Origin of the sequence: Amphritea atlantica (assembly GCF_900111095.1) — a bacterium.
Lineage (GTDB): Bacteria > Pseudomonadota > Gammaproteobacteria > Pseudomonadales > Balneatricaceae > Amphritea > Amphritea atlantica.
On record NZ_FOGB01000004.1, the window covers coordinates 158,413 to 179,411 of the forward strand.

The following is a 20,999-nucleotide window of genomic DNA, read 5'->3' on the forward strand; positions in this document are numbered from 1 at the left end:
GGCGGTTTGGTGCAATGGAACCCCTTCCCATTGTGTCATCTCGCCGGGACTGATTCACCTGAGGAGTTTATCGACTGGCGGCTGCTGGCAGCGCTAACACATAAGCTTCTGTGCCATTTGCCGACAGAGATCTCTGATGCCTGTCGGTTTTTTTATATCTGGATCAGGGCATGGGGCAGCTTTCGCGGATAAGCAGCTCAGTTGGCAGTATTGTTTCGCGAGGAGGGGTTGGTTTTGTAAACAGGCTTGCTGCAATCTCACCTTTGGCAAAGTTATCCTGCTTAACGGTTGTCAGTGAGGGGGAGCTGGTAAGCGATTCGGGGACGCCATCAAAACCTATTATTTTAAGCTCTTGTGGGATTCTGATTCCCATTCGGGTTGCCTCTTTTATGGCAGTTAATGCATAGGTGTCGGTCATGCAAAAAAGGGCATCCGGCCGGGGGGTGCAGTGCAGCGCTTCACGCACGGCAAGCAGGGCTGAGGCTTCCGTGTTATCCGGGATATGCCAGAGTCGCTCATTGGGCAAAATCATATTGTGTTCACTCAGCGCCCGACGGTAACCCTGCAGGCGAAGCGCCGCGACTGAAATGGTGTTGCTGAACAGATCGTTATCGTTGTAGACACGACACACATGTTTGGAGTTGATGATGCGTAATCCCAGTATGGCGGGGTATTTCGGACAGTGCTGCAGTGCCAGATCTGCGCTGTTGAACGCGCCGCCGAAATTGTCACTGGCGATGCTGCTGTGATCCCCCATAGCGCAGTCGACGGCAATCAGTTTTTTGCTTTGCAGCGTGAGCTGATCAAAAATGGCGTCGTCCTCAATATGGCCGTAGACAATAAAGCCATCGACGGTTGATTGTAACCGGCGTACCTGGTTGGTGCTGGATAGCTCCCGGGAGTGGATCAGTAGCATGCTCAGATGCTGACTCTCCAGCTCGGTGGTCACGCCGTTGAGGAATTGATTGGCAACACTGTCGTTCAGGTTATAGCTGAGGCAATCTGGCAAAACTATGCCAATCACACCCTGGCTACCGCTGCAATCTGCTTTACGGGGGGAGCCAGAGCTGCGATATCCCAGTTGCTGGCACTCAGACAAGATGCGTTCGCGCAGCTCCGGTGAGAGTTGATCCGGATGATTGAATGCATTCGAAATAGTCGCTGTTGAGACACCTATATGGTTAGCTGCATCCCGGATAGTGGGGCGGGGTGCTTTTTTGCTGTCAGCGATCATAGCCTGAGTCTCCGCTGTGAAGAGCCGTCAGAGGTTCTCTCTTTAATGTTTCATGGGTGAAACATTTTAAATAAGCAATCAGTTTCATAATGGATGCATTCTTATTGTTATATGGCTTAAGAGATGGAGTGATATGACTTACTCTGATATCAGGTCATACCGGTCTGCCGTAACAGGCTTCTCTGAAACAGAAGTGGATTTTTTAACTTATTGTTTAATATTAACTTTACCTCTTTTACTTAACGCGACAGGCTTTCTTTGTCAGGCTCAATCGAGCGTCTGAAAAGCCATTGTCGGGTTAAAAACAATCCCTGTCAGCATTTTGAAGTTTAGCTCTGCTTTGGTTTGTAGTTAAAAAAATCTAATCATTGAGGTGAATAATACTCAAACAATATTGACAACTCAATGGCTCCGATCTAGTATTTGACAACGTTGTCAATAGATGGTCGTAAGTTGATGGTATCCATTAAGCAGGTGGCGAAGCAGGCCGGAGTTTCTTTTAAAACCGTTTCCAGGGTGGTGAATAATGACCCTAATGTGCGTGAAGAAACCCGGGCCCGGGTGCAGGAAGCGATCGCTGCTTTGAACTACAGACCTAACCGGGCCGCTCGTATGATGCGTAATCAGCAGTCGGGTGTTATCGGTTTTATCTCCGATGAAGTGGTGACTCAGCCCTATGCCGGAGACCTGTTGATCGGGGCTCAGGAGGTGGCGAGCCAGCATGATAAGGTTTTAATGGTGGTTAACATTGAAAACGATCGTATTGGCAGGCAGCGAGCCATTGATATGTTGCTGGAGCGACGGGTAGAAGCTCTGGTCTATGCGAGCTATTACCATAAAGAGGTGCAGGTGCCGCAGGAGATGTTGCAGGTGCCATCTGTGTTAGTGAACTGCTATGCGGAGAACGAAACGCTGACCACCTTTATTCCTGACGAAGTTCAGGCTGGCTATGACGCTACGCGGCTGCTGCTTGAACAGGGCCATAAACGCATTGGGCATATTACTCTGAATCCGGATATTGTCGCTTCGGTAAAGCGACTGGAGGGTTACCGCAAGGCACTCGCTGAGGCCGGTATTTCGTATGATCCGCAGTTGATTGTTCAGGGGGAGTCACGCTTTGACGAAGCCGGGGATAGTGCCAGTGTTGAAAAAGCGGTTGCAGAGTTGTTGAAACTGACTCATCAGCCAACCGCCTTTGTCTGTGGGAAAGATGAATTTGCAATGCAGGCCTACTTTGAATTTTCTAAGCGTGGCTTGCAGGTCGGCAGAGATATAGCGGTCACCAGTTTTGATAATCAGCGCATGATAGCGCCAGGTTTGTCGCCCGGACTGACGACCATGGCATTGCCTCATTTTGAGATGGGCCAGGCCGCGATGAACAGTATTTTCAATCAGGGGGATGATATGGTCACCCGGTTGATCCCGTTTTCGGTTATTGAGCGGCAGTCTCATTTGCTGAAAAATTAGTGCTTATAATCAAGATAAAATAACAATAAGGGTCAAAACATGAAAAGAATGAACATCTCTCTTTTGTCTTGCGCTGTAATGACAACGTTGACATTCAGTGTTGGCAGCGTCATGGCTGCGACGTCTGAAATCAAGCTGTGGCGTCATGAGACGAGTAATATTAAGGAGATCGAAGTCAATAAGGCGACGATAGATCGTTTTAATCAGTCACAAACGAAATGGCATATTACTGCAGAGATGATCCCCGAGGGTTCATATACCCAGACGGTCACTGCAGCAGCACTGGCCGGAGATCTGCCCTGTATTCTGGATATGGATCAGCCGGTTGTGCCTAACTTTGCATGGTCAGGTTATCTGCGTCCTCTTGAAGGGCTGCTTTCTCAGGACGCGCTTGATGGTCTGATTGGCAGTGCGAAGGGCACATACAAAGGTAAAGTCTTTTCTGTTGGTCAGTTCGATGTCGCGCTGGCGTTGTTTACCCGTAAATCGATTCTTGAGAAATATAACCTGCGTCAGGCCACCTATGTGCAGCCGTGGACTAAGGCTGAACTGCTGGATGCCCTGGCTAAACTGAAAGCATCCGGTGAGTTCCGGTATCCGCTGGCAATGCGTACCGGCTGGACCGGTGAGTGGTACTCCTATGGTTATGCACCGATGCTGCAGAGTTTTGGTGCAGACCAGATCGACCGTGACAACTATGTCACCTCTGAAGGTGTGCTCAACGGTGAAGCAGGACTGGCCTGGGGTACCTTCTTTCAAAGCCTGTTTGACAAAGAGTATGTTGATCGTAACCCCAGTGATGACAAAGCGTTTGTTCAGGGGCGTGCGGCATTGGACTACGTTGGCAGTTGGGAGATGGCAAATCACTCTGAGCAATGGGGCGATGACCTGGTTGTGATGCCGGTACCTGATTTTGGTGGCGGTCCGGTTATCGGTGGTGGTTCCTGGCAGTGGGGTATTACCCAGTCATGTGCGAACCCGGAAGGTGCTGCTGCATTCGTTGATTTTATGCTGCAGCCTGAAGAGATTGCCGCTATGTCAGTGGCAACGGGCATGATTCCTTCCTCTCCTGAAGCTGCCGAGCTGACTGAGCATTATCAGGTTAACGGTGACTGGCGTTTTTTCTACGATTTTTCAGCCGCGTTTGCTGTACTGCGTCCAGCGACCCCAGCCTACCCAATTATTTCCAGCACCTTTGAAAAAATGGCGCGGAATATAAAAGATGGTGCTGATGTGCAGGATGCCCTGGATGAAGCGGTCGATACTATCGAGCGCAACATTTCTGACAATAAAGGCTACGGTTTTACTCAGTAAACCGGTCTTTCCAGATTGTTACTGTGCTCTGTAAACGGGGGGCAGTAACAGTCTGATAGTGAAGCAGCGAGAAATCTGTATGAATGCTAATACGTCTGTTAACAGTAGCGACACGCTAACCGTGTCATCCGGTCGGCCTGCTGAGACCCGCCGTCCACCGAGAAAGCGTTATGTCTTTCTTATGAGTGCTCCGGCTCTGCTGGGTCTGTTTATGTTTATGGTTCTGCCGTTTTTAATGGCACTGGGGATGTCGTTTACCGATCAGCGTTTGTTGTCGCCTAATGCGACAGAGTGGGTTGGGTTACGTAACTATGACCGCTTGTTGAACATTAGCTGGTTGGTGCAGGAGCCAGTTTCAGACGCAGATAATCATCTGAAACGGACCGCCGAGGGTGAGCTGGTCTATCCAAGACTGCGTTCAGTTCTGCGTAAGAACCCTGAATATAAAGAGTTTAAGGAGTTCACCCACTGGTCTTTTGGCGATAAACGGGTGGTTCTTCTGGCGAAGGATCCGAGCTTTATCCAGTCCATTATCAATACGTTACTGTTTGTCATTCTGGTGGTCCCCATCCAGTGTGGTACCGCCCTTGGATTAGCGCTGCTGATTAATCAGAAACTGCGGGGAATCTTTCTGTTTCGAACGGTATTTTTCTCGCCGGTGGTGACATCGATTGTGGTGGTGTCGATCGTCTGGAGCTTTCTGTATCACAAAGATTTAGGGTTATTTAATCACTATCTGAATGCGATGTCGTTTGGACTGATCGGTCCGGTTGACTGGCTGGGCGATCCGGACTGGGCAATGCCCTCGATTGTACTGATGTCTGCCTGGCAGGCGGCCGGTGTGCAGATGCTTATTTTTCTGGCGGGTTTGCAGGGCATATCCGGCGATCTTTACGAAGCTGCTGAGCTCGATGGAGCCGGTCCCTGGGGCAAGTTTGTTAACGTGACGCTGCCGGGGCTGAAGAACACCACAATTTTCGTTGTTATCAGTACCACGATTCAGGCCTTTGGTCTGTTTACTCAGGTTGATGTGATGACCCGGGGTGGTCCACAGGGCTCTACCTCGACGGTTATGTATCATGCCGTGACCAAGGGATTCCGCGAACAGGATATTGCCTATGGTTCGGCGATCAGCGTGATTTTCTTTCTGGCTATTCTGGCAATTGCGTTGCTACAGAAACGCTTCTTTGACAAGCGGGAGGATGCGTAATGAAACGTTTACAAAAGCTGGGCGCTTATCTCTTTCTTCTATTGATCGGTTATGTGTTCCTGTTCCCGCTGCTGTTTATGATTATGTCTTCATTTAAGCCGGAGCAGGTGATCTTTGCTGATCTTTACAGTATTCGTGCGATTTTGCCGGTCGGCGATCTTACCCTGGATAACTATCGTCAGGTATTTGAAAAGAGTGATGTTTTGCTCTATTTCCGTAACTCAATCCTGATTACATCGGCGACCGTGATTCTCGGTCTGTTCGTTAACAGTTTACTGGCATTCACTCTCTCCCGTATGCGCTGGAGTGGTCGCAAATATATTCTTGCGGCGGTGGTTGCGCTGATGATTATCCCTATTGAGGCGATTGTGGTGCCTCTGTTACTGCTGGTCTCCAAGTTGCCAACAATCGGTTGGGAGCAGGGCGGTCTGGTGCTGATGGGGTCCTGGTTAAACTCGCTGGAAGTGCAGATTCTGCCGTTTGTTGCGAACTCCTTTTTTATCTTCCTGTTCTATCAGTTTTTCAGGGATATCCCGAAAGATTTTGATGAAGCCGCTGAGCTGGATGGTGCGACACCGTTTCAGATCTACCGACACATTATTGTGCCGATGTCCGGCCCCGTATTTGCCACCGTGGCGATCCTGCACTTTCTGCTGATGTGGAATCAGTATATCTGGCCGATTATGGCGGTGCAGGGGGAGGACGCCCGTCCGGTTATGCCGGGTATTCAGATCTTCTTTGGCAGACAGACCAGTTGGGGGGAGATTATGGCCTACGCCTCATTTGTTACCCTGCCGGTGCTGGCCGTGTTCCTGGCGTTCCAGAAGAAGTTTGTAAGCAGTCTGGCCGGAGCCGGCATAAAAGGCTGACCGGTTGTTGGAAAAATAAGAATTTATGTACTTGATCGCCTGTACGGCAGGCGATCTTGGGAGAAGAAAAATGGCAGACGTAAAACTGACCAAAGTCGTTAAGCGCTATGGTGATGTTGAAACAATTCACGGTATCGATCTGGATATTAAGGATGGTGAATTCGTTGTCTTCGTTGGCCCATCCGGTTGTGGTAAATCTACACTGCTGCGCATGGTTGCAGGGCTTGAAGAGATCACCGAAGGTGAGCTGCATATTGATAATGAATGTGTCACCTCTGTTGCAGCATCCCGTCGGGGGGTGGCGATGGTGTTTCAATCCTATGCCCTCTATCCACATATGACGGTGCGGGAAAATATGGGGTTTGGCCTGAAAATGGCAAAAACGGATAAGGTTGAGATTAAACGGCGGGTGGATGAGTCGGCCAAAATCCTCCAGCTAGAGCCATTACTGGATCGCAAGCCTAAAGCGCTTTCTGGTGGTCAGCGTCAGCGGGTCGCCATTGGCCGGACCATTGTGCGCAACCCCAAAGTCTTTCTCTTTGACGAGCCATTATCGAATCTGGACGCCGAACTCCGCGTTCAGATGCGGGTTGAGATCGCTAAACTGCACTCTCAGCTGAAGAATACCATGATCTATGTAACCCATGATCAGGTGGAAGCGATGACCATGGCGGATAAGATCGTCGTTTTACGGGGTGGAAATATCGAGCAGGTCGGCAGCCCGATTGAGCTATACCTGAACCCGGTTAATGAGTTTGTTGCGGGTTTCATCGGCTCTCCCCGGATGAACTTTTTTGACTGTGATGTTATCGCTCAGACCGATGATTCTCTGACGCTGAAACTGCCTTGTGGTGAAGTGTGTCAACTGGCGGCGGATGTTAGTCATTCTCCGGGCATGACCCGGGTGAAACTGGGTATCCGCCCTGAGCATCTGAAAGAGGATCAGAGTGGCGAAATCAGGATTGGCGTCGATGTTGATGTGGTGGAGCATCTCGGTGGCTCAACCTATGTCTATGCCCGTTACAGTGGTGAGCATGAGCTGATTATTCAAACCGGTGGGTTAAGCCCGGTCAGACGGGGCGATCATTGTGATTTCAGCTTTAACCTCGACCAGTGTCATCTGTTTGATTGTAACGGTCTGACACTCAGAGCGGCCAAACCAGTACCGCTTCACACCCAGGCACCTGTCGCGCAAGCCCTCTCAGGTTAATCACAGCTTTTACGTTTCTCAGCACACCAGCAGCGTCTGGTGTGCCCTGACTATTACCGGTATTTTATGACTTCTGTTGCTAATTTTTATGCCCCATTGCCTGTACGGCCCTTGCTCCATTTTACGCCACCGACAGCGTGGATGAATGACCCTAACGGGCTGGTTTATTTTGACGGTGAGTATCATCTGTTCTATCAGTATCATCCTGAGGGGCTGGAATGGGGACCGATGCACTGGGGGCACGCGGTCAGTCGCAATATGATTGACTGGCAGCATCTGGATATTGCGCTGTTTCCCGATGAGCGGGGGATGTGTTTTTCCGGTAGTGCGATTGTTGATCACAACGATAGCAGTGGGTTGTTTGATGGTCAGCCGGGTCTGCTGCTCTTTTATACTGCGCACCGGGTAACCGGGAGCGCCGCTGAGGATTATGAGCAGGACCAGTGCATCGCTTATAGTTGTGATAAGGGGCGTAGCTGGCAGAAATATGCTGGGAATCCGGTGATCCCGGTGCCGGGTTTCCGGGACTTTCGTGACCCTAAAGTGATCTGGCATGAGGCTTCGCAGCACTGGGTTATGGCACTGGCCTGTGGCCAGACAATCCGTTTTTACCGTTCTGAAAATCTGCTGGACTGGGCGTTATGCAGTGAGTTTGGTGAGCATCAGGGTTCTCATACAGAGGGCCCCTGGGAGTGCCCTGATCTGTTCGAACTGCCGGTTGAAGGCGGCACAGGCAGTCGCTGGGTGCTGGTTGTCGGGGTTGGGGCAGGCGAAGATAGCTGGGGCTCCTTTACTCAATATTTCATTGGCGATTTTGATGGCACCCATTTTCATAATGAAAATGCCCCGGATAAAGTGCTGCTGATGGATCACTCCCGCGACTTTTATGCGGTACAAAGCTGGTCGGATGCACCGGATAATCGTCGCATCGCCATTGCCTGGATCAATAACTGGTTGTATGCCAATCACATTCCCGAAAATGGCTGGCGTGGCATGATGACCATTCCCAGAGAGATCCGTCTGGTTGCCACCACTGAAGGGGTGAGGATTGGACAGCGGTTTGTGCCAGAACTGGGTGAGCAGCGGGCCTGGCAAAGGACTATGATCACCTGTGGCGCAGTTGATGAGGGCGGGCAGCTTGCCCTGACGGCGGTACAGGAGCGTATCAAACCTGTTCATGGATCGATCAGCTTTGCTATACAGCCGGAAAGTTGCATTGGCCTTTATCTGAGTCAGCCTGAGCAGCCCGATCTGACTTTCAGGCGGACGGATAGTGGGCTGATCATCCGTTATCAGCGTGCGGGACAGAATGGTAATGATGCATTTGATCGCTTTTTCCCCTGTCACTTTGATCTGCCAATCGTTCAGAGCGAGGCTTCAGTAACGCTGGAATGGATCAGTGATAATGGTAGTCTTGAGCTGCTGATTAATGATGGCATCTACTCATTAACCAGTCTGCAGCTGTGCCAGTCTGATTCCGTTGTCGATAATATGCCGAAGCTGAGGGTCGTCAGTGGCGGCATAGAGATAACGGGCGGTCAGACTAACGTTCTTGGTTAGCAGGTTTTGCTGTACTATTCAGCTCTGCTACATGCCAGTTGCACTGAATGCTTAGCCGTCTGTTGATGACGGCTTTTGCTTGTATGAAAAATCTGATCGAGGCCGGTAATTATGGATCATTCACCGTTTCAGGATAGCCTGGAAAACACAGTGTCAGGCATGGCTATGGGTTGCCACGCCCTGCAATGGAACGGATATGAGCTGATTGTTTATAAGGCGCTCTGGGGTGAGCTGGTCCTCTCCCTGCTGGGCGGGCAGGTGCTGTTGTTTCGTCCGGCGGGAGAGAAGCCTCTGTTATGGCTGACAGAAAAGCCTGCTGGCGCACCTGCGGCGATCCGTGGTGGGATCCCGGTCTGCTGGCCCTGGTTTGCGGAACATCCTGAAAAACCTGAGCTGCCTAAGCATGGTGTGGCCCGCACCGCTCGCTGGCAGATCGATGATCAACACGTTGATGATGCCGGTGGACGGTGGCTGATGTCACCGGAGCGCTCGCTGTGTGACGGGATTCAGCTACAACTGGAGATCACTGTGGCCGGTGCTGAGCTTTCGCTGGCGCTGACCACCACTAATGGGTCTGATCAGCCGCTGGCTGTGACTCAGGCACTGCACAGTTATTTTGCGGTGTCTGATAGCCGTGAGACTGAGATACTGGGATTAGCGGATTGCCGCTGTCTGGATAAGGTTCAGGGGATGCAACCGGGAGTGATGCCGTCATCCCTGCGTTTTACTGCGGAAACCGATCTGGTGGTTGAACAGGCAGATAATAGTGAAGCCGTGGTGCTGATTGATCATGGCTGGAAACGTGGGTTGCGCATCACTAAGAGGGGCGGTGGCTCAACGGTTGTCTGGAATCCGGGAGCTGCGGCGGAAAATATCGGTGATGTAGGGATGGATCAGGTGGCCCGGTTTGTCTGTGTCGAAGCTGCCAGAACCCGGTTTTTCGATGATCAGACGCTGGCTGTCGGAGCAACGCAGACGCTGGCGACGTCGGTCAGTGTGCTGCCATACCCTCAGCGCGATCAGCTGGAATAAGCCCACCATTATCACAAATTATCACAATTTATTTCTACGCATCAGGGCAGAGTCTTTCTGCCTTTTTTTGTTTACGGCTTATTGAGCCGTTTCTGCAGATAGCTTTCATAATCCGGTACGCTATAGGGGTGCTTCTGACTCAGTAGCGGTGAGCTGATCATGAAGTCGGCTGAGCTTCGGCTACAGGCAACCGCAACATTCCACACCGCCGCAACCCGCAACAGCGCTTTAACATCAGGGTCGTGGGGCATCGGCTCGAAGGGATCCCAGAAGAATACAATAATGTCGATCTTCTGTTCGGTCAGCATCGCGCCGATCTGCTGATCGCCACCCAGTGGGCCGCTGATCAGTTTGGTGATCGGGATTTGCAGGCTGTTTTCCAGCAGGTGGCCGGTGGTACCGGTGGCATACAGTTGGTGCTGACGCAGCGTGTTAAGGTTCTTTTGTGTCCAGTCGAGCAGATCCTGTTTCATATTGTCGTGAGCGATCAGTGCGATGCGTTTCTGTTCCGGCATCTCAATCTGCTTCATATCCATTCAGGCCTCCTTTTTTGTATTATGTCTATTGATGTTGATAAATAAAAAAAGCCCGCATAGCAGCGGGCAAGCCTTACATCAGGTAACGGTTAGCTGAAGTTGAAATTCCCGGGTTTGCATCGCTTTAAAGGCCGCTTTGAGTAGCGCTTGAGACGGCTTCTTTCGCCAGGCGCATGATGCCTGCCCAGTCTTTATTAGCGATCAGCTCATCCGGTGTCAGCCAGGTGCCACCAACGCACATAACGTTTGCCAGGGCGAGATAATCTGCCGCGGTGTGCACCCGGATACCACCGGTGGGGCAGAACCGGATATCAGCAAAGGGGCCGCCGAAGGCTTTCAGTGTTGCTGTGCCGCCGGATATCTCTGCCGGGAAAAACTTAAAACGCTTATAGCCCCGCTTGATCCCCTCCATCAGCTCAGAAACGGTCTGAATACCTGGCAGATAGATCGTGTCACTGTTTACGCCGTAGTCCAGTAGCTCGCCGGTGATACCCGGGCTGACAATAAAAGAGCTGCCGCTATCGATACAGCGCTGAAAGCTTTCCGGATCGATAACGGTGCCGGCGCCGACTTTGGCCTGAGGCACTGAGTGGGCTATCGCTTCGATCACTTTGAGGGCATTCCCGGTGCGCAGGGTGACTTCAAGTACAGGGAGTCCGCCTTCAACCAACGCTTCGGCAATAGGTACGGCATCTGCTACATTTTCGATGGTGAGCACCGGAATAACTGGTCCCAGGCTGCATAGTTGATCTACTTTCGCAGTCATCTCGGCTGATAGTGTTTGTTTAGTCATACATAATCCTGTTATTTTTTGGGCCTGAGCCAGTTAAATATGATCGTTTTATACACAGGGTGATGGTTATGGCGCCCAGTAGATCATTATCGGGTGTTGCAGAAACAGTTTGATGGGCATCGACTCAGGCTGACTGGTAAGTGCCCGGGACAGAGTCTCCAGTTTGTCGTTTCCACAAATATGTAAAATCCTCAGCTCGCTATTTAGCAGACGCGCGGGTGTAAGAGAGATCCGGGCGTAAGGTGCTGTGGTTGGGTTAACGGCTACACAGTCAGCGTTGCTGGCAAGTGCTGCTTCAAGCTCAGAAGAGCAGGGGAAGAGTGATGCGGTGTGACCATCGTTACCCATGCCTAAGATCACGATATCCAGCGGTCCATCGATTGCTGCCAGCCGTGTGTTACAGCGATCAACCGCCGCTTCGGCTGAGCTATCGGGCTGCCAAAGCGGGATGTAGTGAGCCTCTGTAGCCCGGTTTTGCAGCAGATGAGTATGCAGCAACCCGTCATTGCTATCGGATTCATCAGGGCTGATCCAGCGATCATCAACCAGAGTTACTGTGACGCTTTCCCAGGCGAGCTCAGCATGGCTCAGTTTCTGGAACAGCGGGACCGGGGTTGAACCGCCGGAAACGGCCAGGCTGGCTCTGCCTCTGTTTTCGATTGCTTGCAGTAATCGATGCTGCAGAAGGGTCGACAGGTTGTCTGTCAGCGCCTCCCTTGAATCAAATGCGCAGACCGTTACATGGGCCGGTAAATTCAGATCACTGATCTTCATGCCAGCTATTCCCGTCTTTGATTAACATGAGATCAGATGCTTTGGGGCCCCAGCTGCCAGCAGAATAGGGCTGGGGCGGTTTGGTATCATTCGCCCAGTGTCCCATTAACTGATCACACCAGTTCCAGGCATGTTCAACTTCATCCCGCCGGACAAAGAGGTACTGGTTACCCTGGATAACCTCAAGCAGCAGTCGTTCATAGGCATCGGGTATACGACTTTGTTCAGACGACTGGGAAAAGTTCAGATTCAGCGACTCGCTGCGTAAACGCATCCCTTTATTCAGTCCGTGATCCTTATTCAGAATCTGCAGGGAGATTCCCTCTTCCGGTTGCAGGCGGATAACCAGTTTGTTCTGAGCCAGGTGTCTCTGACTCTCATCGAAGATGAAGTGTGGCTGCGGTTTAAAGTGAACGGTTATCTGTGATAGCTTTTCTGGCATCCGCTTTCCGGTTCTCAGATAGAAGGGCACGCCCGCCCAGCGCCAGTTATTGATCTCTGCCTTGATCGCGACAAAGGTTTCGGTTTTGCTATCCGGGTTTGCGCCTTCCTCCTCCATATAGCCTGGTACGGGATTGCCTTCCAGGACCCCTTTGGTATAACGGCCGCGAACCACATGGGTATTGCACATCTCCAGAGTGATAGGGCGCAGGGCTTTGAGTACCTTCACTTTTTCATTGCGGATCATATCGGCAGACAGATCGTCAGGTGGATCCATTGCGGTCAGGCAGAGCAGTTGTAACAGGTGGTTCTGTACCATATCGCGCATCTGACCCGCTTTATCGAAGTAACCCCAGCGGCCCTCTATGCCGACTTTCTCTGCCACGGTGATCTCAACGTGGGAGATATGACTCTGGTTCCACTGAGAGCCAAACAGAGGGTTGGCAAAGCGCAGGGCGATCAGGTTTTGTACTGTTTCTTTCCCCAGATAGTGATCGATACGGTAGATCTGGGTTTCATCGAAGTACTCAGCTACCTGATCGTTAACCTCATTGGACGATTGGAGGTTATGACCGATCGGTTTTTCCAGAACAACGCAGCTGTTGGTGTTGGTGCAGCCACTCCTGGTCAGGTTTCTGCTGATCGATCCGTAGATGGATGCGGGGGTTGCATAGTAAAAGATCCGGGCCCGTTCAGCGCTTTGATCGAGTATCGCTTTCAGGTTCTGGTAGCTCTCTGTTTCAGTAAAATTGACAGCGCAGTATTCGATTTTGTCCAGAAACCGGGCCAATATTTCAGGCTCAAGCTCGTCTGCCTTAATATATTTTTGCAGACTTTCTTCGCAGGTGTTGGTGAAGCTGGCGGTATCTTCTTCATGTCTGGCGACGCCGATGATTCTCGATTCCTGGCTGAGCAGGCCTGCGCGATCAAGCTGGTAAAGGGATGCAAAGAGTTTGCGTTGCGCAAGGTCACCCATGGCTCCGAAGATGACAATGTCGCTGGAAGTATTAGGAATGGACATGGTTGAACCTGTTTTGTAGTTATTAATGCAATATAATGGCTATACTATGTCTTATTAATTGTATTTTCAATACAAAAATACGTAATATAACAACATAATATTCATCTATCTGTGCCTTGTTTGTCGATATTTGCCCCAAAATAGTGCTGGAAGCGATTTTGGTCCGGGGTTATAGTCACAGTTATATATTTAAATGTAGTTAAATAACCACCATTTAGTCTAGTCGTCTGGCTAAACGGTCTATTGAACCAGAGTAAATAAGCTATGAACCTGTTAGAGCAGATTTACGATCGCCTTGAATCGTTAAATAAATCTGAGCGTAAAGTTGCTAATGTCATCATTGGTGATCCGGCGACGGCAACGCGATTGAGTATAGCGTCACTGGCGCAGGCTGCTTCAGTCAGTGAGCCAACTGTGAACCGCTTCTGTCGTAATTTTGAAGCGAAAGGTTACCCGGATTTTAAGATTCAGCTGGCCCAGAGCCTGGCGGGGGGCACACCCTATGTCAGTCGCAGTGTTGAACAGGATGATTCGACAGAAGAATATACCGATAAAATTTTTACCTCGACGATTGCGGCGCTGGATATTGCCCGTAAAGGGGTGAATGCCGGATTGATCAGTAAAGCGGTTGATTATCTGATTCAGGCAAAACAGATCTCTTTCCTGGGATTAGGGGCATCAGGCCCGGTCGCCACCGATGCACAGCACAAGTTCTTCCGTTTTAATCTGCCGGTCGCCGCGTATGAGGATGTACTGATGATGCGGATGGTTGCTGCAGCGGCGCATACCGGGGACGTATTTGTGGTTATCTCCTACACCGGTCGCACCCGGGAGTTGGTCGATGTTGCTAAGATCGCCCGGGAGAATGGTGCAACGGTGATCGGTATCTCTGCGGAAAACTCGCCATTGGCAAAAGAATGTACGGTGTTACTGGCGGCACCGACACCGGAAGACACCGATATCTATATGCCGATGACCTCACGGATTGTGCAGCTAACCTTGCTGGATGTGCTGGCAACGGGTGTTACGCTGCGCCGGGGCGTTGATTTCCATCAGCATCTGAAGAAGATTAAAGAGAGTCTCAAGGCGACCCGCTATCCCAGTGAGTGATAATTTTCAGGCGCTGTCATTATCAAAAAGCCCGCAACAGCGGGCCTTTTTGCGCCTGCTGATACCGTTATGCTGCGCTGATCCCATAGCGGGGCAGGATTTCACTAATCACCACGAAGCGATGGGCCATCAGCGCGTCATGAAAATGCTTCCAGTCACTGTCGAGGAAAGAGGGGTGATAGGTAAAAATTACGTTCTTTAACTGTTTTGAGCGGGTGTCACTAATCGCTTTGTGTTTCCACGAGCCTTTACCTTTGGCGATATATTCCAGCTTTTCAGGCGGGAAGCCAAACTCGCCATTTTCGATCGCTTTAAGCCAGACTTTGTGGCGTTTGTCTCCATCTTCTTCAATGATACTGCGAAACATTGAGTCCAGCTTTATCGAGTCGCTCTGGTTGAGCCCGGCGACGCTGGCATCGGCATCGCCCAGCTGAAAACGCCGCATCGCTTTACACATCTCCTCAGCCGCTTCCAGAAAATCCTTAGGGTTATCCCGCTCAACAAAGCTGCCTTCGCCATTGGTGTAGTGCCATTTCAGATAGGGACGATCCGGGTAACTCAGTGCAGCACCATGGCCAAGGGGCAACATATCGCCGACAAAGTCTGAGGTGATATCGTCAAACCGGTCGGAAAAGAACTCTTTTACCCTCCCTAACAGGCTGGGGTCCGGGTTATTGTTTTCATCCAGTACATCTTTTACCAGATTGATCCTGTCATTGATCCCTGCAAACCCCTGATGAGCCCAGGTATCGGCATAGACATGCATGGTGATTCCCAGCCGGTGCAGGGCGTTGGGTTTGCTGCGATCTTCAATACAGGCACGCACCATATCCCGGGCAACGAAACTATTGGGTTTGCAGACGATTTTATGGCGGAAATCGGCATCAGGATTCAGCCCTGCCGCTTTGCCTTCGTTGCCTGGCAGAAAATGAAACGGTATCCAGACCTGATGGTTGGCCAGCTTTTCGATGTTTTTATAGTCGAGCATTTTATGGGCCGAGGCGATACGCTTATACATCGCCAGGTTATCAAAGCAGATCAACCCATCATTGGTGGCATCATCAACATATTGCGCGGCATGAGCGATGATCTCTGCTTTCGCATGGCCGAAGCCTGATAGTCTGGCAATCACATAGGTTGTCGCATGGTGAAAATCGATCTGCATAGTCGTTCTCCTTTGCCTCTCAGGCGATGACTGTTTAACGGGTCTTCGTTAAGACAATGCGGTTTTTTCCAGATGATCTAACACAAAGGGATAGACATCGATCACCGCGTTTCTACCGAAAATACAATCGATATGGCCATACCCCGGAATCTCCTGGCGGCTGTACTGGCCTGCACCAAAGTGCTGGCACAGGATGTCATAGGTCAGTTTGGTGCTCATGGGCAGATAGCATTCGTTTTCTGCACCGGAGATAAACAGGATTGGCAGATCAAGCCGGGCCAGGTTGGGCATATAGACATCGTTGCCATCGGCATCAACCAGAGTACCTTTACGACACATCAGTGCCAGGTGCTCAAAGGCGCCGATATTGGCCTCGGCAAACAGTTCATCAAGATTATCGTGTAACAGGTCGGTCAGGGTGCTGTGCTTGTAGAGTGAGGCGTACATAAAGGTGATGCGGTGACAGGTCTCACTGTGGCAATGTCCCTGAGCCTCTGCCATCGCGTACAGGTTGAGAGCCTTATCATAGAGCTGTGTCAGTACCGACCCGGATTCAGGCACCTCTGCGGTGAGGTGATCGACATTCAGCCGCTCCAGAAATGAGGGCAGGTGCAACCCGGTTTTCAGCGCTGTTGTTGGCGGTACGACGAGATTGGTGGCGATCTGAGAGCAGACGATACTGCGAACGCCCTGAAGTCCGGCCAGCATCGACATAAAGAAGGTTGTTGCGCCATAGCAGTGGACCACTGCCTGAATACTGTCTGCCGCGGTGACTGAACATATTTTGCTGATGGCTGCGGGGTAATCGTATTGGGCTACCTGATCGCCATTGGAACGTTGTTTCGCTGCGGCTAACAGGATGCTGACCCGGCAATCGATCAGCCACACATCATATTCATGGGCGACCAGATATTCGACCAGATTGGTGTCGATCATATCGGTGCTGAAGATCGAGGATGCCACCCCCAGGCCGTGAACCAGCATGACCGGCCCTTTTGTGCCCCCCTGAAAACGGGTGAGCTGTAAACTGACACCATCAGCGGTGGTGAATGGGTGGATCTCGGGCGCTGGCGCCCGCAAGGGGCGTTTCTTTCGTGGAGCTTTGGGTTCATCACAATGGCTATCGTAGAATATCCCGCCGTAATTCTCATACAGTACACCGGCAAAGAATTTACCGAAGCGGGCTATTGCGCTGAGTCTCTGTTCCATATTCTCAGCATGGGTGACCTCCATGGTGGTCATCTGTACCGCAAAGTCAGCGGGCAGTATATTGAGAACCCCTTTACCCGCCAGCAGGCCGCTGTCATCACTGCCTTTATAGACGGTTACATAGAGGGTTGAGGTATCCGGCCAGATATGCAGGGCATCGGGATCGTTACTGATCAGCTTATATCCCTTGAAGTAATAGAGTACGCCCTGTTCGGTGGTTAACAGCATGGAGTAGATCATATGCCGGGTATCTGGCGGAGATGGCATCTGCTCGAACAGATTGAACTCGCCTTCACTGACACTCATCGGCTTATCCGAGAGCGCAGGGCAGGTCACGGTGCCGCTGATCTGGGCGCTATGATCATCACTTGTGAGCATCGTTTCCAGGTCATGGGAGTGTATGGTCAGGGTAAACTCCATCGGTAATGCTGTCGCGTTTGCTGCAGCGTTGCGATAGCTTTCCAGTGCTTCGCCGGTATCGGCTGTGGTCGAGAACTGCCCCCGCATCGTTTCTGTAAAACGGATGCCTAAGGTGGGTGAGGGGTGCGGCTTAACCGGTGCCGAAGGCAGTGTATAGTCTATCTCCCAGCCCCGGTCGGCGGCGATCAGTGCGCAGCAACGCTCGCTGATGGCACTGATGGTCAGCAGAGGGTTTACTGCCAGCGATGTCGGTATGACGGAGCCGTCGGTGACATAGAGGTTTTCATAGACCGAGGTGTCGGAATCGCTGAACAGCTGACCTTTATGATTGACCACTCCCTGGGCGCCGCTGATCGCCATATTACAGCCACCCAGAGGGTGAACGGTAACCAGACTCTGTTTGAACAGAGGGGTCCATAAAGGATTTTCCACATACTGCCCCCCCAGCGCCTTAGTGGCGCTGAGCAGGTTTTTATTGCCGTTGATAAAGTTCTGTTGATGCCCCACATTGGGCCACTCAATCTGTAGCCGGTCGTTGACTAAGCGGGCCTGACCTTCACCACTGTCATGACTCATGATCAGATAAGTCTGGGTATTATGAATGGCACCATGGTAGGGGCCCCGCAGTAAACTCTCCGTGACCCGGGTTTGCTCCTGTATCTCATCGAGCATGCCACTGTCGGTATCTTCACCGATAAGGTTTTCAGCGGCTGCCAGTGCCGTTGGCAGGAAGTTGCCAATCGCACCGGGCAGTGAGCCCTCCTCAATGACCATACGTTTGCGCCAGTCGTCATGTTCGGTGCGGATAACACTGGTGATGCAGGGGCCAACGGGCTGTCGGCCATCAGGTTTGAGGTTGCCAAAGCCGATACCGTTAATCGTCTGGTCGCAGTTATAACCAAAACCGAGAATATCGCCATTGCCGCTGAAACCATAGCCCAACTGGTCACTTATCGGCAATCCCCTGGCTTTACTGCGTAACAGAATCTCGTTAGAACCCAGGGTTCCTGCACTGAGGATAACGATATCAGCTCTGATAAACAGAGGGGTGGCATCGAACTTTTCGCGTCCGACCTCTACCTCCTGATAGTGAATTAACCAGCCGGCATCGGTTTTCTGCAGATAGCGGACATCCGCCTGACAGAATATCTCCGCGCCATGGTTCCAGGCATCGGGCAGATAGTTCATCCGGGTGGTGTTTTTGGCACCATAATTACAGCCTGATACACAGTCGCCGCAATTGGTGCAGGCTTGCTGCTCAACGCCGACATGGTTTACACCACTGCCGGGTGTTTTAAAGGTGACATTGATCGGGGTGCGACAAAAGGGTTCATTCATCGCAGTCGCTGAACGCTTATGTGCTTCGGTTTTTGCCAGGGTGGGCCAGTCATCTGGGTAGAGTGTCGGCTTGAGCATCTCTCTGGCTCGCTGATACCCCTCTTTCAGCAAACTGTCCTTATGCTGCAGAATCTCCGGAGGCCAGCAGGGGGCTTCGAATACATCCGGGTCGGGTTCCAGGGAGACATTCGCATTGATCAGCGATGTGCCGCCTAAACCGCAGCCGACCACTACATTCTGTTGTGCATGAACGTGGATATCAAAGAGACCGATACGGGAGCCGATATGCCCCGCAGGGGTGTGGAACTGTATATCCTTGAACACCTCATTGGCGGTGTCGGGAAATTCGCCTACCAGAAACTCCCGTCCGCGTTCCAGCAGACAGACCTTCTTTCCGGCTCTGGACATTCGGGATGCGGCGATGCCTCCGCCATAACCAGAGCCTATAACGACCACATCATAGTGGGACTGAATCTCATCGAGCGGCAGTGCGATCGGTTTCATGGTGGCTCCCTGTTAAGTGGTTATTTTAAGTTAATTTCGTACTCGTCAAAGTCCCGTGCAGGCAGGTTTTCGCTGTCCCTTTCCCGTACTCGCCAGGCGTTAACTTTAAGCCTGACTTCACCGTTGTCGTCCCGATTGAAGCTGGCGGTCATAAAGTGCTCCCGGGTCCGCGCCTTTGGATAGGCCGATAATGGCCAGCCTTTTTTTGTGCTGACCGCGAATGATTTGTCATACCGCACCGGTTTTGCCGACCATCCGGGAATGCTGAACAGCGTGGGGTCGGGAAATTTTTTCGGTTTGAAGCTGGGGGTTGCAGTCGCGATGCCGTTGAGACCAGTGAGATTTGACAGGGGAGAGGCTATCACTTCGATCAGGCGGCCACCCTGTGGCCCCAGTGAAGCGACCGCAATACGGCCAAAATGAACATCGCCACTGAGCAGAACAATATCGTGACCGCTCTCCCCCAGTGCCTCTATCAGTTGCTGATACTGCTGCTTAAAACTGAGCAGGTTCCGCTCGGTTTTGTTCTCTTCAACAATCAGCGGCTGGGGGATTACCAGCACTCCGGGTGCGGTCAGTGACCGGGCCCAGTGGGTCAGGCGGTCAAAATCAGCATCTGGCAGGAAACTGTGCTGATCCCGGTAGGAGCGCAGATCAGCGAGACAGAATGACAGTTCATCACCAAGCTTAAAAAAATCGAGCCGTGGGCTTTGCTGAACTCTCTGAACCCCATCGTATGCAGCCCTGCTCCAGGTCTCCCGGACCTGTTTAATTTTAAGTGTCAGCAGGGTGGGAATCAGCGAGTCGTAAAAGGGATAATCGTTCCAGTATTCATGATCATCGGGCAGCATCCAGGTAGCTCCCCGGTTAAGAATACTGCCCAGAGCCTGCCAGTGAAGCGCATAGTCGTCTGCTACCCGCTGTCTTATTTCGCTGTTAACAAAGGAGAGTGAATCAAAACCGATATCCAGATACACCTGATCGCCGGTGAGAAAGGTGATCGCGGGTTTGACGGCCTCATCCCCCCGGTCGTACAGTGCTTTGTAAGATCCAGCGGCCTGGCCCCCGTCCCGGTGGTTATAGAAGCAACTGCCAAAACCGACGGTAAAGGGTTTCTGACTGCTGTCGGGAAGCTGGGCAGGCAGGGTTTCAAATTGCCCTGTGCGAAGCTGCTGCCAGGACTCATCCCTGACGCCCTCAATTGCCTCAATGCGCCTCAGAAAATTGATTTTATAATGTGTGCCGGGCTGCAGGTTGTCAAAGCTGGCGGTGACATAGAACCGTTTACGGAGATAACTGAAGGGTCTGTTCCAGTCTGCTTTAGTGATCTCATGGACCACTGTGTGGTCGGGTGATACCAGCTCAATTCTGGCGTGATCAGGCATTTTTAATGTTGAGAAGAGTGTGCCTGCCCAGACCTTCACCGAGTTCTGAGTTGCCCGCAGCACCACCAGTGACCATTGACCGGTATTTGTCCTTATTGCATCGCTCATTGTGATTATTCCTTGTTTTTCAGATCCGGGAGCCATCCGCTACCCTCTGAGCGTCCATAGATCAATGTAGGCAATGAGATGGGGGTTAGCCAACAAAAACCTCATACAGGCATATGAAGTAAATTCATACAACTGTTTTAAGTGGTAGTTTTTTGCACCTATATGGAGAAAAACATGTTAAAAAAGAGAGCCGGGTAACGACTTAAAGTGGATATCTGATAGAGGTCATTGTGCTATCGCAGCGATTATATTCAGATAGGATGTGTAGCGATTTTACGACTACGCTATACCTGCAACGG

16 protein-coding genes are annotated in these 20,999 nt (G+C 51.4%); 8 read left to right on the forward strand and 8 right to left on the reverse strand.

From position 1 onward, the window contains the following. Window positions 1-163: 163 nt before the first annotated feature. A complete protein-coding gene (locus tag BMY09_RS08640; RefSeq protein WP_091356684.1) occupies window positions 164-1,234 on the reverse strand; it encodes a LacI family DNA-binding transcriptional regulator in 1,071 nt (356 codons plus the stop codon). A 456-nt stretch (window positions 1,235-1,690) separates the two neighbouring features. Here BMY09_RS08640 and BMY09_RS08645 point away from each other — a divergent pair, with 456 nt between their 5' ends. The 7 genes from BMY09_RS08645 to BMY09_RS08675 all read left to right on the forward strand — a co-directional run bounded on the left by BMY09_RS08645 (window position 1,691) and on the right by BMY09_RS08675 (window position 9,896). Next, complete coding sequence (locus tag BMY09_RS08645; RefSeq protein ID WP_091356687.1) at window positions 1,691-2,701, forward strand: LacI family DNA-binding transcriptional regulator; 1,011 nt, start codon at window positions 1,691-1,693, stop codon at window positions 2,699-2,701. A gap of 39 nt (window positions 2,702-2,740) precedes the next feature. Beyond that, complete coding sequence (locus BMY09_RS08650; protein ID WP_217647411.1) at window positions 2,741-4,015, forward strand: sugar ABC transporter substrate-binding protein; 1,275 nt, start codon at window positions 2,741-2,743, stop codon at window positions 4,013-4,015. 79 nt (window positions 4,016-4,094) lie between these two features. Further along, the gene (locus BMY09_RS08655) at window positions 4,095-5,225 is read left to right on the forward strand and encodes a carbohydrate ABC transporter permease (RefSeq protein WP_217647412.1); all 1,131 of its coding nucleotides are present in this window, start codon (window positions 4,095-4,097) and stop codon (window positions 5,223-5,225) included. Next, window positions 5,225-6,094 (forward strand): carbohydrate ABC transporter permease, encoded by an 870-nt coding sequence (locus BMY09_RS08660; RefSeq protein WP_091356692.1) that lies wholly within the window; start codon window positions 5,225-5,227, stop codon window positions 6,092-6,094. The genes BMY09_RS08655 and BMY09_RS08660 overlap by 1 nt, the downstream gene beginning before the upstream one ends. Before the next feature lie 70 nt (window positions 6,095-6,164). Beyond that, on the forward strand, window positions 6,165-7,304 hold the full coding sequence (locus tag BMY09_RS08665) for an ABC transporter ATP-binding protein (protein ID WP_091356695.1): 1,140 nt from the start codon (window positions 6,165-6,167) through the stop codon (window positions 7,302-7,304). Between the two features lie 66 nt (window positions 7,305-7,370). Then, window positions 7,371-8,864, forward strand: coding sequence for a glycoside hydrolase family 32 protein (locus tag BMY09_RS22430; protein ID WP_091356698.1), 1,494 nt, complete (start codon window positions 7,371-7,373; stop codon window positions 8,862-8,864). A gap of 111 nt (window positions 8,865-8,975) precedes the next feature. Beyond that, entirely contained in the window at window positions 8,976-9,896 is a 921-nt protein-coding gene (locus BMY09_RS08675) for a D-hexose-6-phosphate mutarotase (RefSeq protein WP_091356699.1), read from the forward strand. A 71-nt stretch (window positions 9,897-9,967) separates the two neighbouring features. Here the strand turns inward: BMY09_RS08675 and BMY09_RS08680 are convergent, their stop codons facing one another. The 4 genes from BMY09_RS08680 to zwf all read right to left on the reverse strand — a co-directional run bounded on the left by BMY09_RS08680 (window position 9,968) and on the right by zwf (window position 13,461). Beyond that, window positions 9,968-10,432, reverse strand: coding sequence for a methylglyoxal synthase (locus BMY09_RS08680; RefSeq protein ID WP_091356702.1), 465 nt, complete (start codon window positions 10,430-10,432; stop codon window positions 9,968-9,970). A gap of 124 nt (window positions 10,433-10,556) precedes the next feature. Beyond that, a complete protein-coding gene (locus BMY09_RS08685; protein ID WP_091356704.1) occupies window positions 10,557-11,225 on the reverse strand; it encodes a bifunctional 4-hydroxy-2-oxoglutarate aldolase/2-dehydro-3-deoxy-phosphogluconate aldolase in 669 nt (222 codons plus the stop codon). A gap of 66 nt (window positions 11,226-11,291) precedes the next feature. Continuing rightward, window positions 11,292-11,999 carry a 6-phosphogluconolactonase gene (gene pgl / locus BMY09_RS08690; RefSeq protein ID WP_091356707.1) on the reverse strand — a complete coding sequence of 236 codons (708 nt, stop codon included), beginning with the start codon at window positions 11,997-11,999 and terminating at the stop codon, window positions 11,292-11,294. Further along, entirely contained in the window at window positions 11,986-13,461 is a 1,476-nt protein-coding gene (zwf, locus tag BMY09_RS08695) for a glucose-6-phosphate dehydrogenase (RefSeq protein WP_091356709.1), read from the reverse strand. The genes pgl and zwf overlap by 14 nt, the downstream gene beginning before the upstream one ends. Before the next feature lie 264 nt (window positions 13,462-13,725). On the opposite strand from zwf, the gene BMY09_RS08700 reads away from it, so the two are divergent. Continuing rightward, window positions 13,726-14,571, forward strand: coding sequence for a MurR/RpiR family transcriptional regulator (locus BMY09_RS08700; protein ID WP_091356712.1), 846 nt, complete (start codon window positions 13,726-13,728; stop codon window positions 14,569-14,571). 67 nt (window positions 14,572-14,638) lie between these two features. Here the strand turns inward: BMY09_RS08700 and BMY09_RS08705 are convergent, their stop codons facing one another. Genes BMY09_RS08705 through BMY09_RS08715 form a run of 3 tightly spaced genes read right to left on the reverse strand, consistent with a single transcriptional unit; the run spans window position 14,639 to window position 20,700 of the window. After that, window positions 14,639-15,736: a DUF6765 family protein gene (locus tag BMY09_RS08705; RefSeq protein WP_091356714.1), complete on the reverse strand. Its 1,098-nt coding sequence runs from the start codon at window positions 15,734-15,736 to the stop codon at window positions 14,639-14,641. Window positions 15,737-15,784: 48 nt separating this feature from the next. Then, the gene (locus BMY09_RS08710; RefSeq protein ID WP_091356716.1) at window positions 15,785-19,207 is read right to left on the reverse strand and encodes a GMC oxidoreductase; all 3,423 of its coding nucleotides are present in this window, start codon (window positions 19,205-19,207) and stop codon (window positions 15,785-15,787) included. A 20-nt stretch (window positions 19,208-19,227) separates the two neighbouring features. Then, window positions 19,228-20,700: a metallophosphoesterase family protein gene (locus tag BMY09_RS08715; RefSeq protein ID WP_091356719.1), complete on the reverse strand. Its 1,473-nt coding sequence runs from the start codon at window positions 20,698-20,700 to the stop codon at window positions 19,228-19,230. Window positions 20,701-20,999 lie beyond the last annotated feature (299 nt).

Coding starts and splice junctions, on each gene's coding strand:
- BMY09_RS08640 (WP_091356684.1), bottom strand. CDS start 1,234: ATGATCGCTGACAGCAAAAAAGCACCCCGCCCCACTATCCGGGATGCA.
- BMY09_RS22430 (WP_091356698.1), top strand. CDS start 7,371: ATGACTTCTGTTGCTAATTTTTATGCCCCATTGCCTGTACGGCCCTTG.
- zwf (WP_091356709.1), bottom strand. CDS start 13,461: ATGTCCATTCCTAATACTTCCAGCGACATTGTCATCTTCGGAGCCATG.
- BMY09_RS08705 (WP_091356714.1), bottom strand. CDS start 15,736: ATGCAGATCGATTTTCACCATGCGACAACCTATGTGATTGCCAGACTA.
- BMY09_RS08685 (WP_091356704.1), bottom strand. CDS start 11,225: ATGACTAAACAAACACTATCAGCCGAGATGACTGCGAAAGTAGATCAA.
- BMY09_RS08660 (WP_091356692.1), top strand. CDS start 5,225: ATGAAACGTTTACAAAAGCTGGGCGCTTATCTCTTTCTTCTATTGATC.
- BMY09_RS08645 (WP_091356687.1), top strand. CDS start 1,691: ATGGTATCCATTAAGCAGGTGGCGAAGCAGGCCGGAGTTTCTTTTAAA.
- BMY09_RS08665 (WP_091356695.1), top strand. CDS start 6,165: ATGGCAGACGTAAAACTGACCAAAGTCGTTAAGCGCTATGGTGATGTT.
- BMY09_RS08715 (WP_091356719.1), bottom strand. CDS start 20,700: ATGAGCGATGCAATAAGGACAAATACCGGTCAATGGTCACTGGTGGTG.
- pgl (WP_091356707.1), bottom strand. CDS start 11,999: ATGAAGATCAGTGATCTGAATTTACCGGCCCATGTAACGGTCTGCGCA.
- BMY09_RS08680 (WP_091356702.1), bottom strand. CDS start 10,432: ATGGATATGAAGCAGATTGAGATGCCGGAACAGAAACGCATCGCACTG.
- BMY09_RS08655 (WP_217647412.1), top strand. CDS start 4,095: ATGAATGCTAATACGTCTGTTAACAGTAGCGACACGCTAACCGTGTCA.
- BMY09_RS08650 (WP_217647411.1), top strand. CDS start 2,741: ATGAAAAGAATGAACATCTCTCTTTTGTCTTGCGCTGTAATGACAACG.
- BMY09_RS08710 (WP_091356716.1), bottom strand. CDS start 19,207: ATGAAACCGATCGCACTGCCGCTCGATGAGATTCAGTCCCACTATGAT.
- BMY09_RS08675 (WP_091356699.1), top strand. CDS start 8,976: ATGGATCATTCACCGTTTCAGGATAGCCTGGAAAACACAGTGTCAGGC.
- BMY09_RS08700 (WP_091356712.1), top strand. CDS start 13,726: ATGAACCTGTTAGAGCAGATTTACGATCGCCTTGAATCGTTAAATAAA.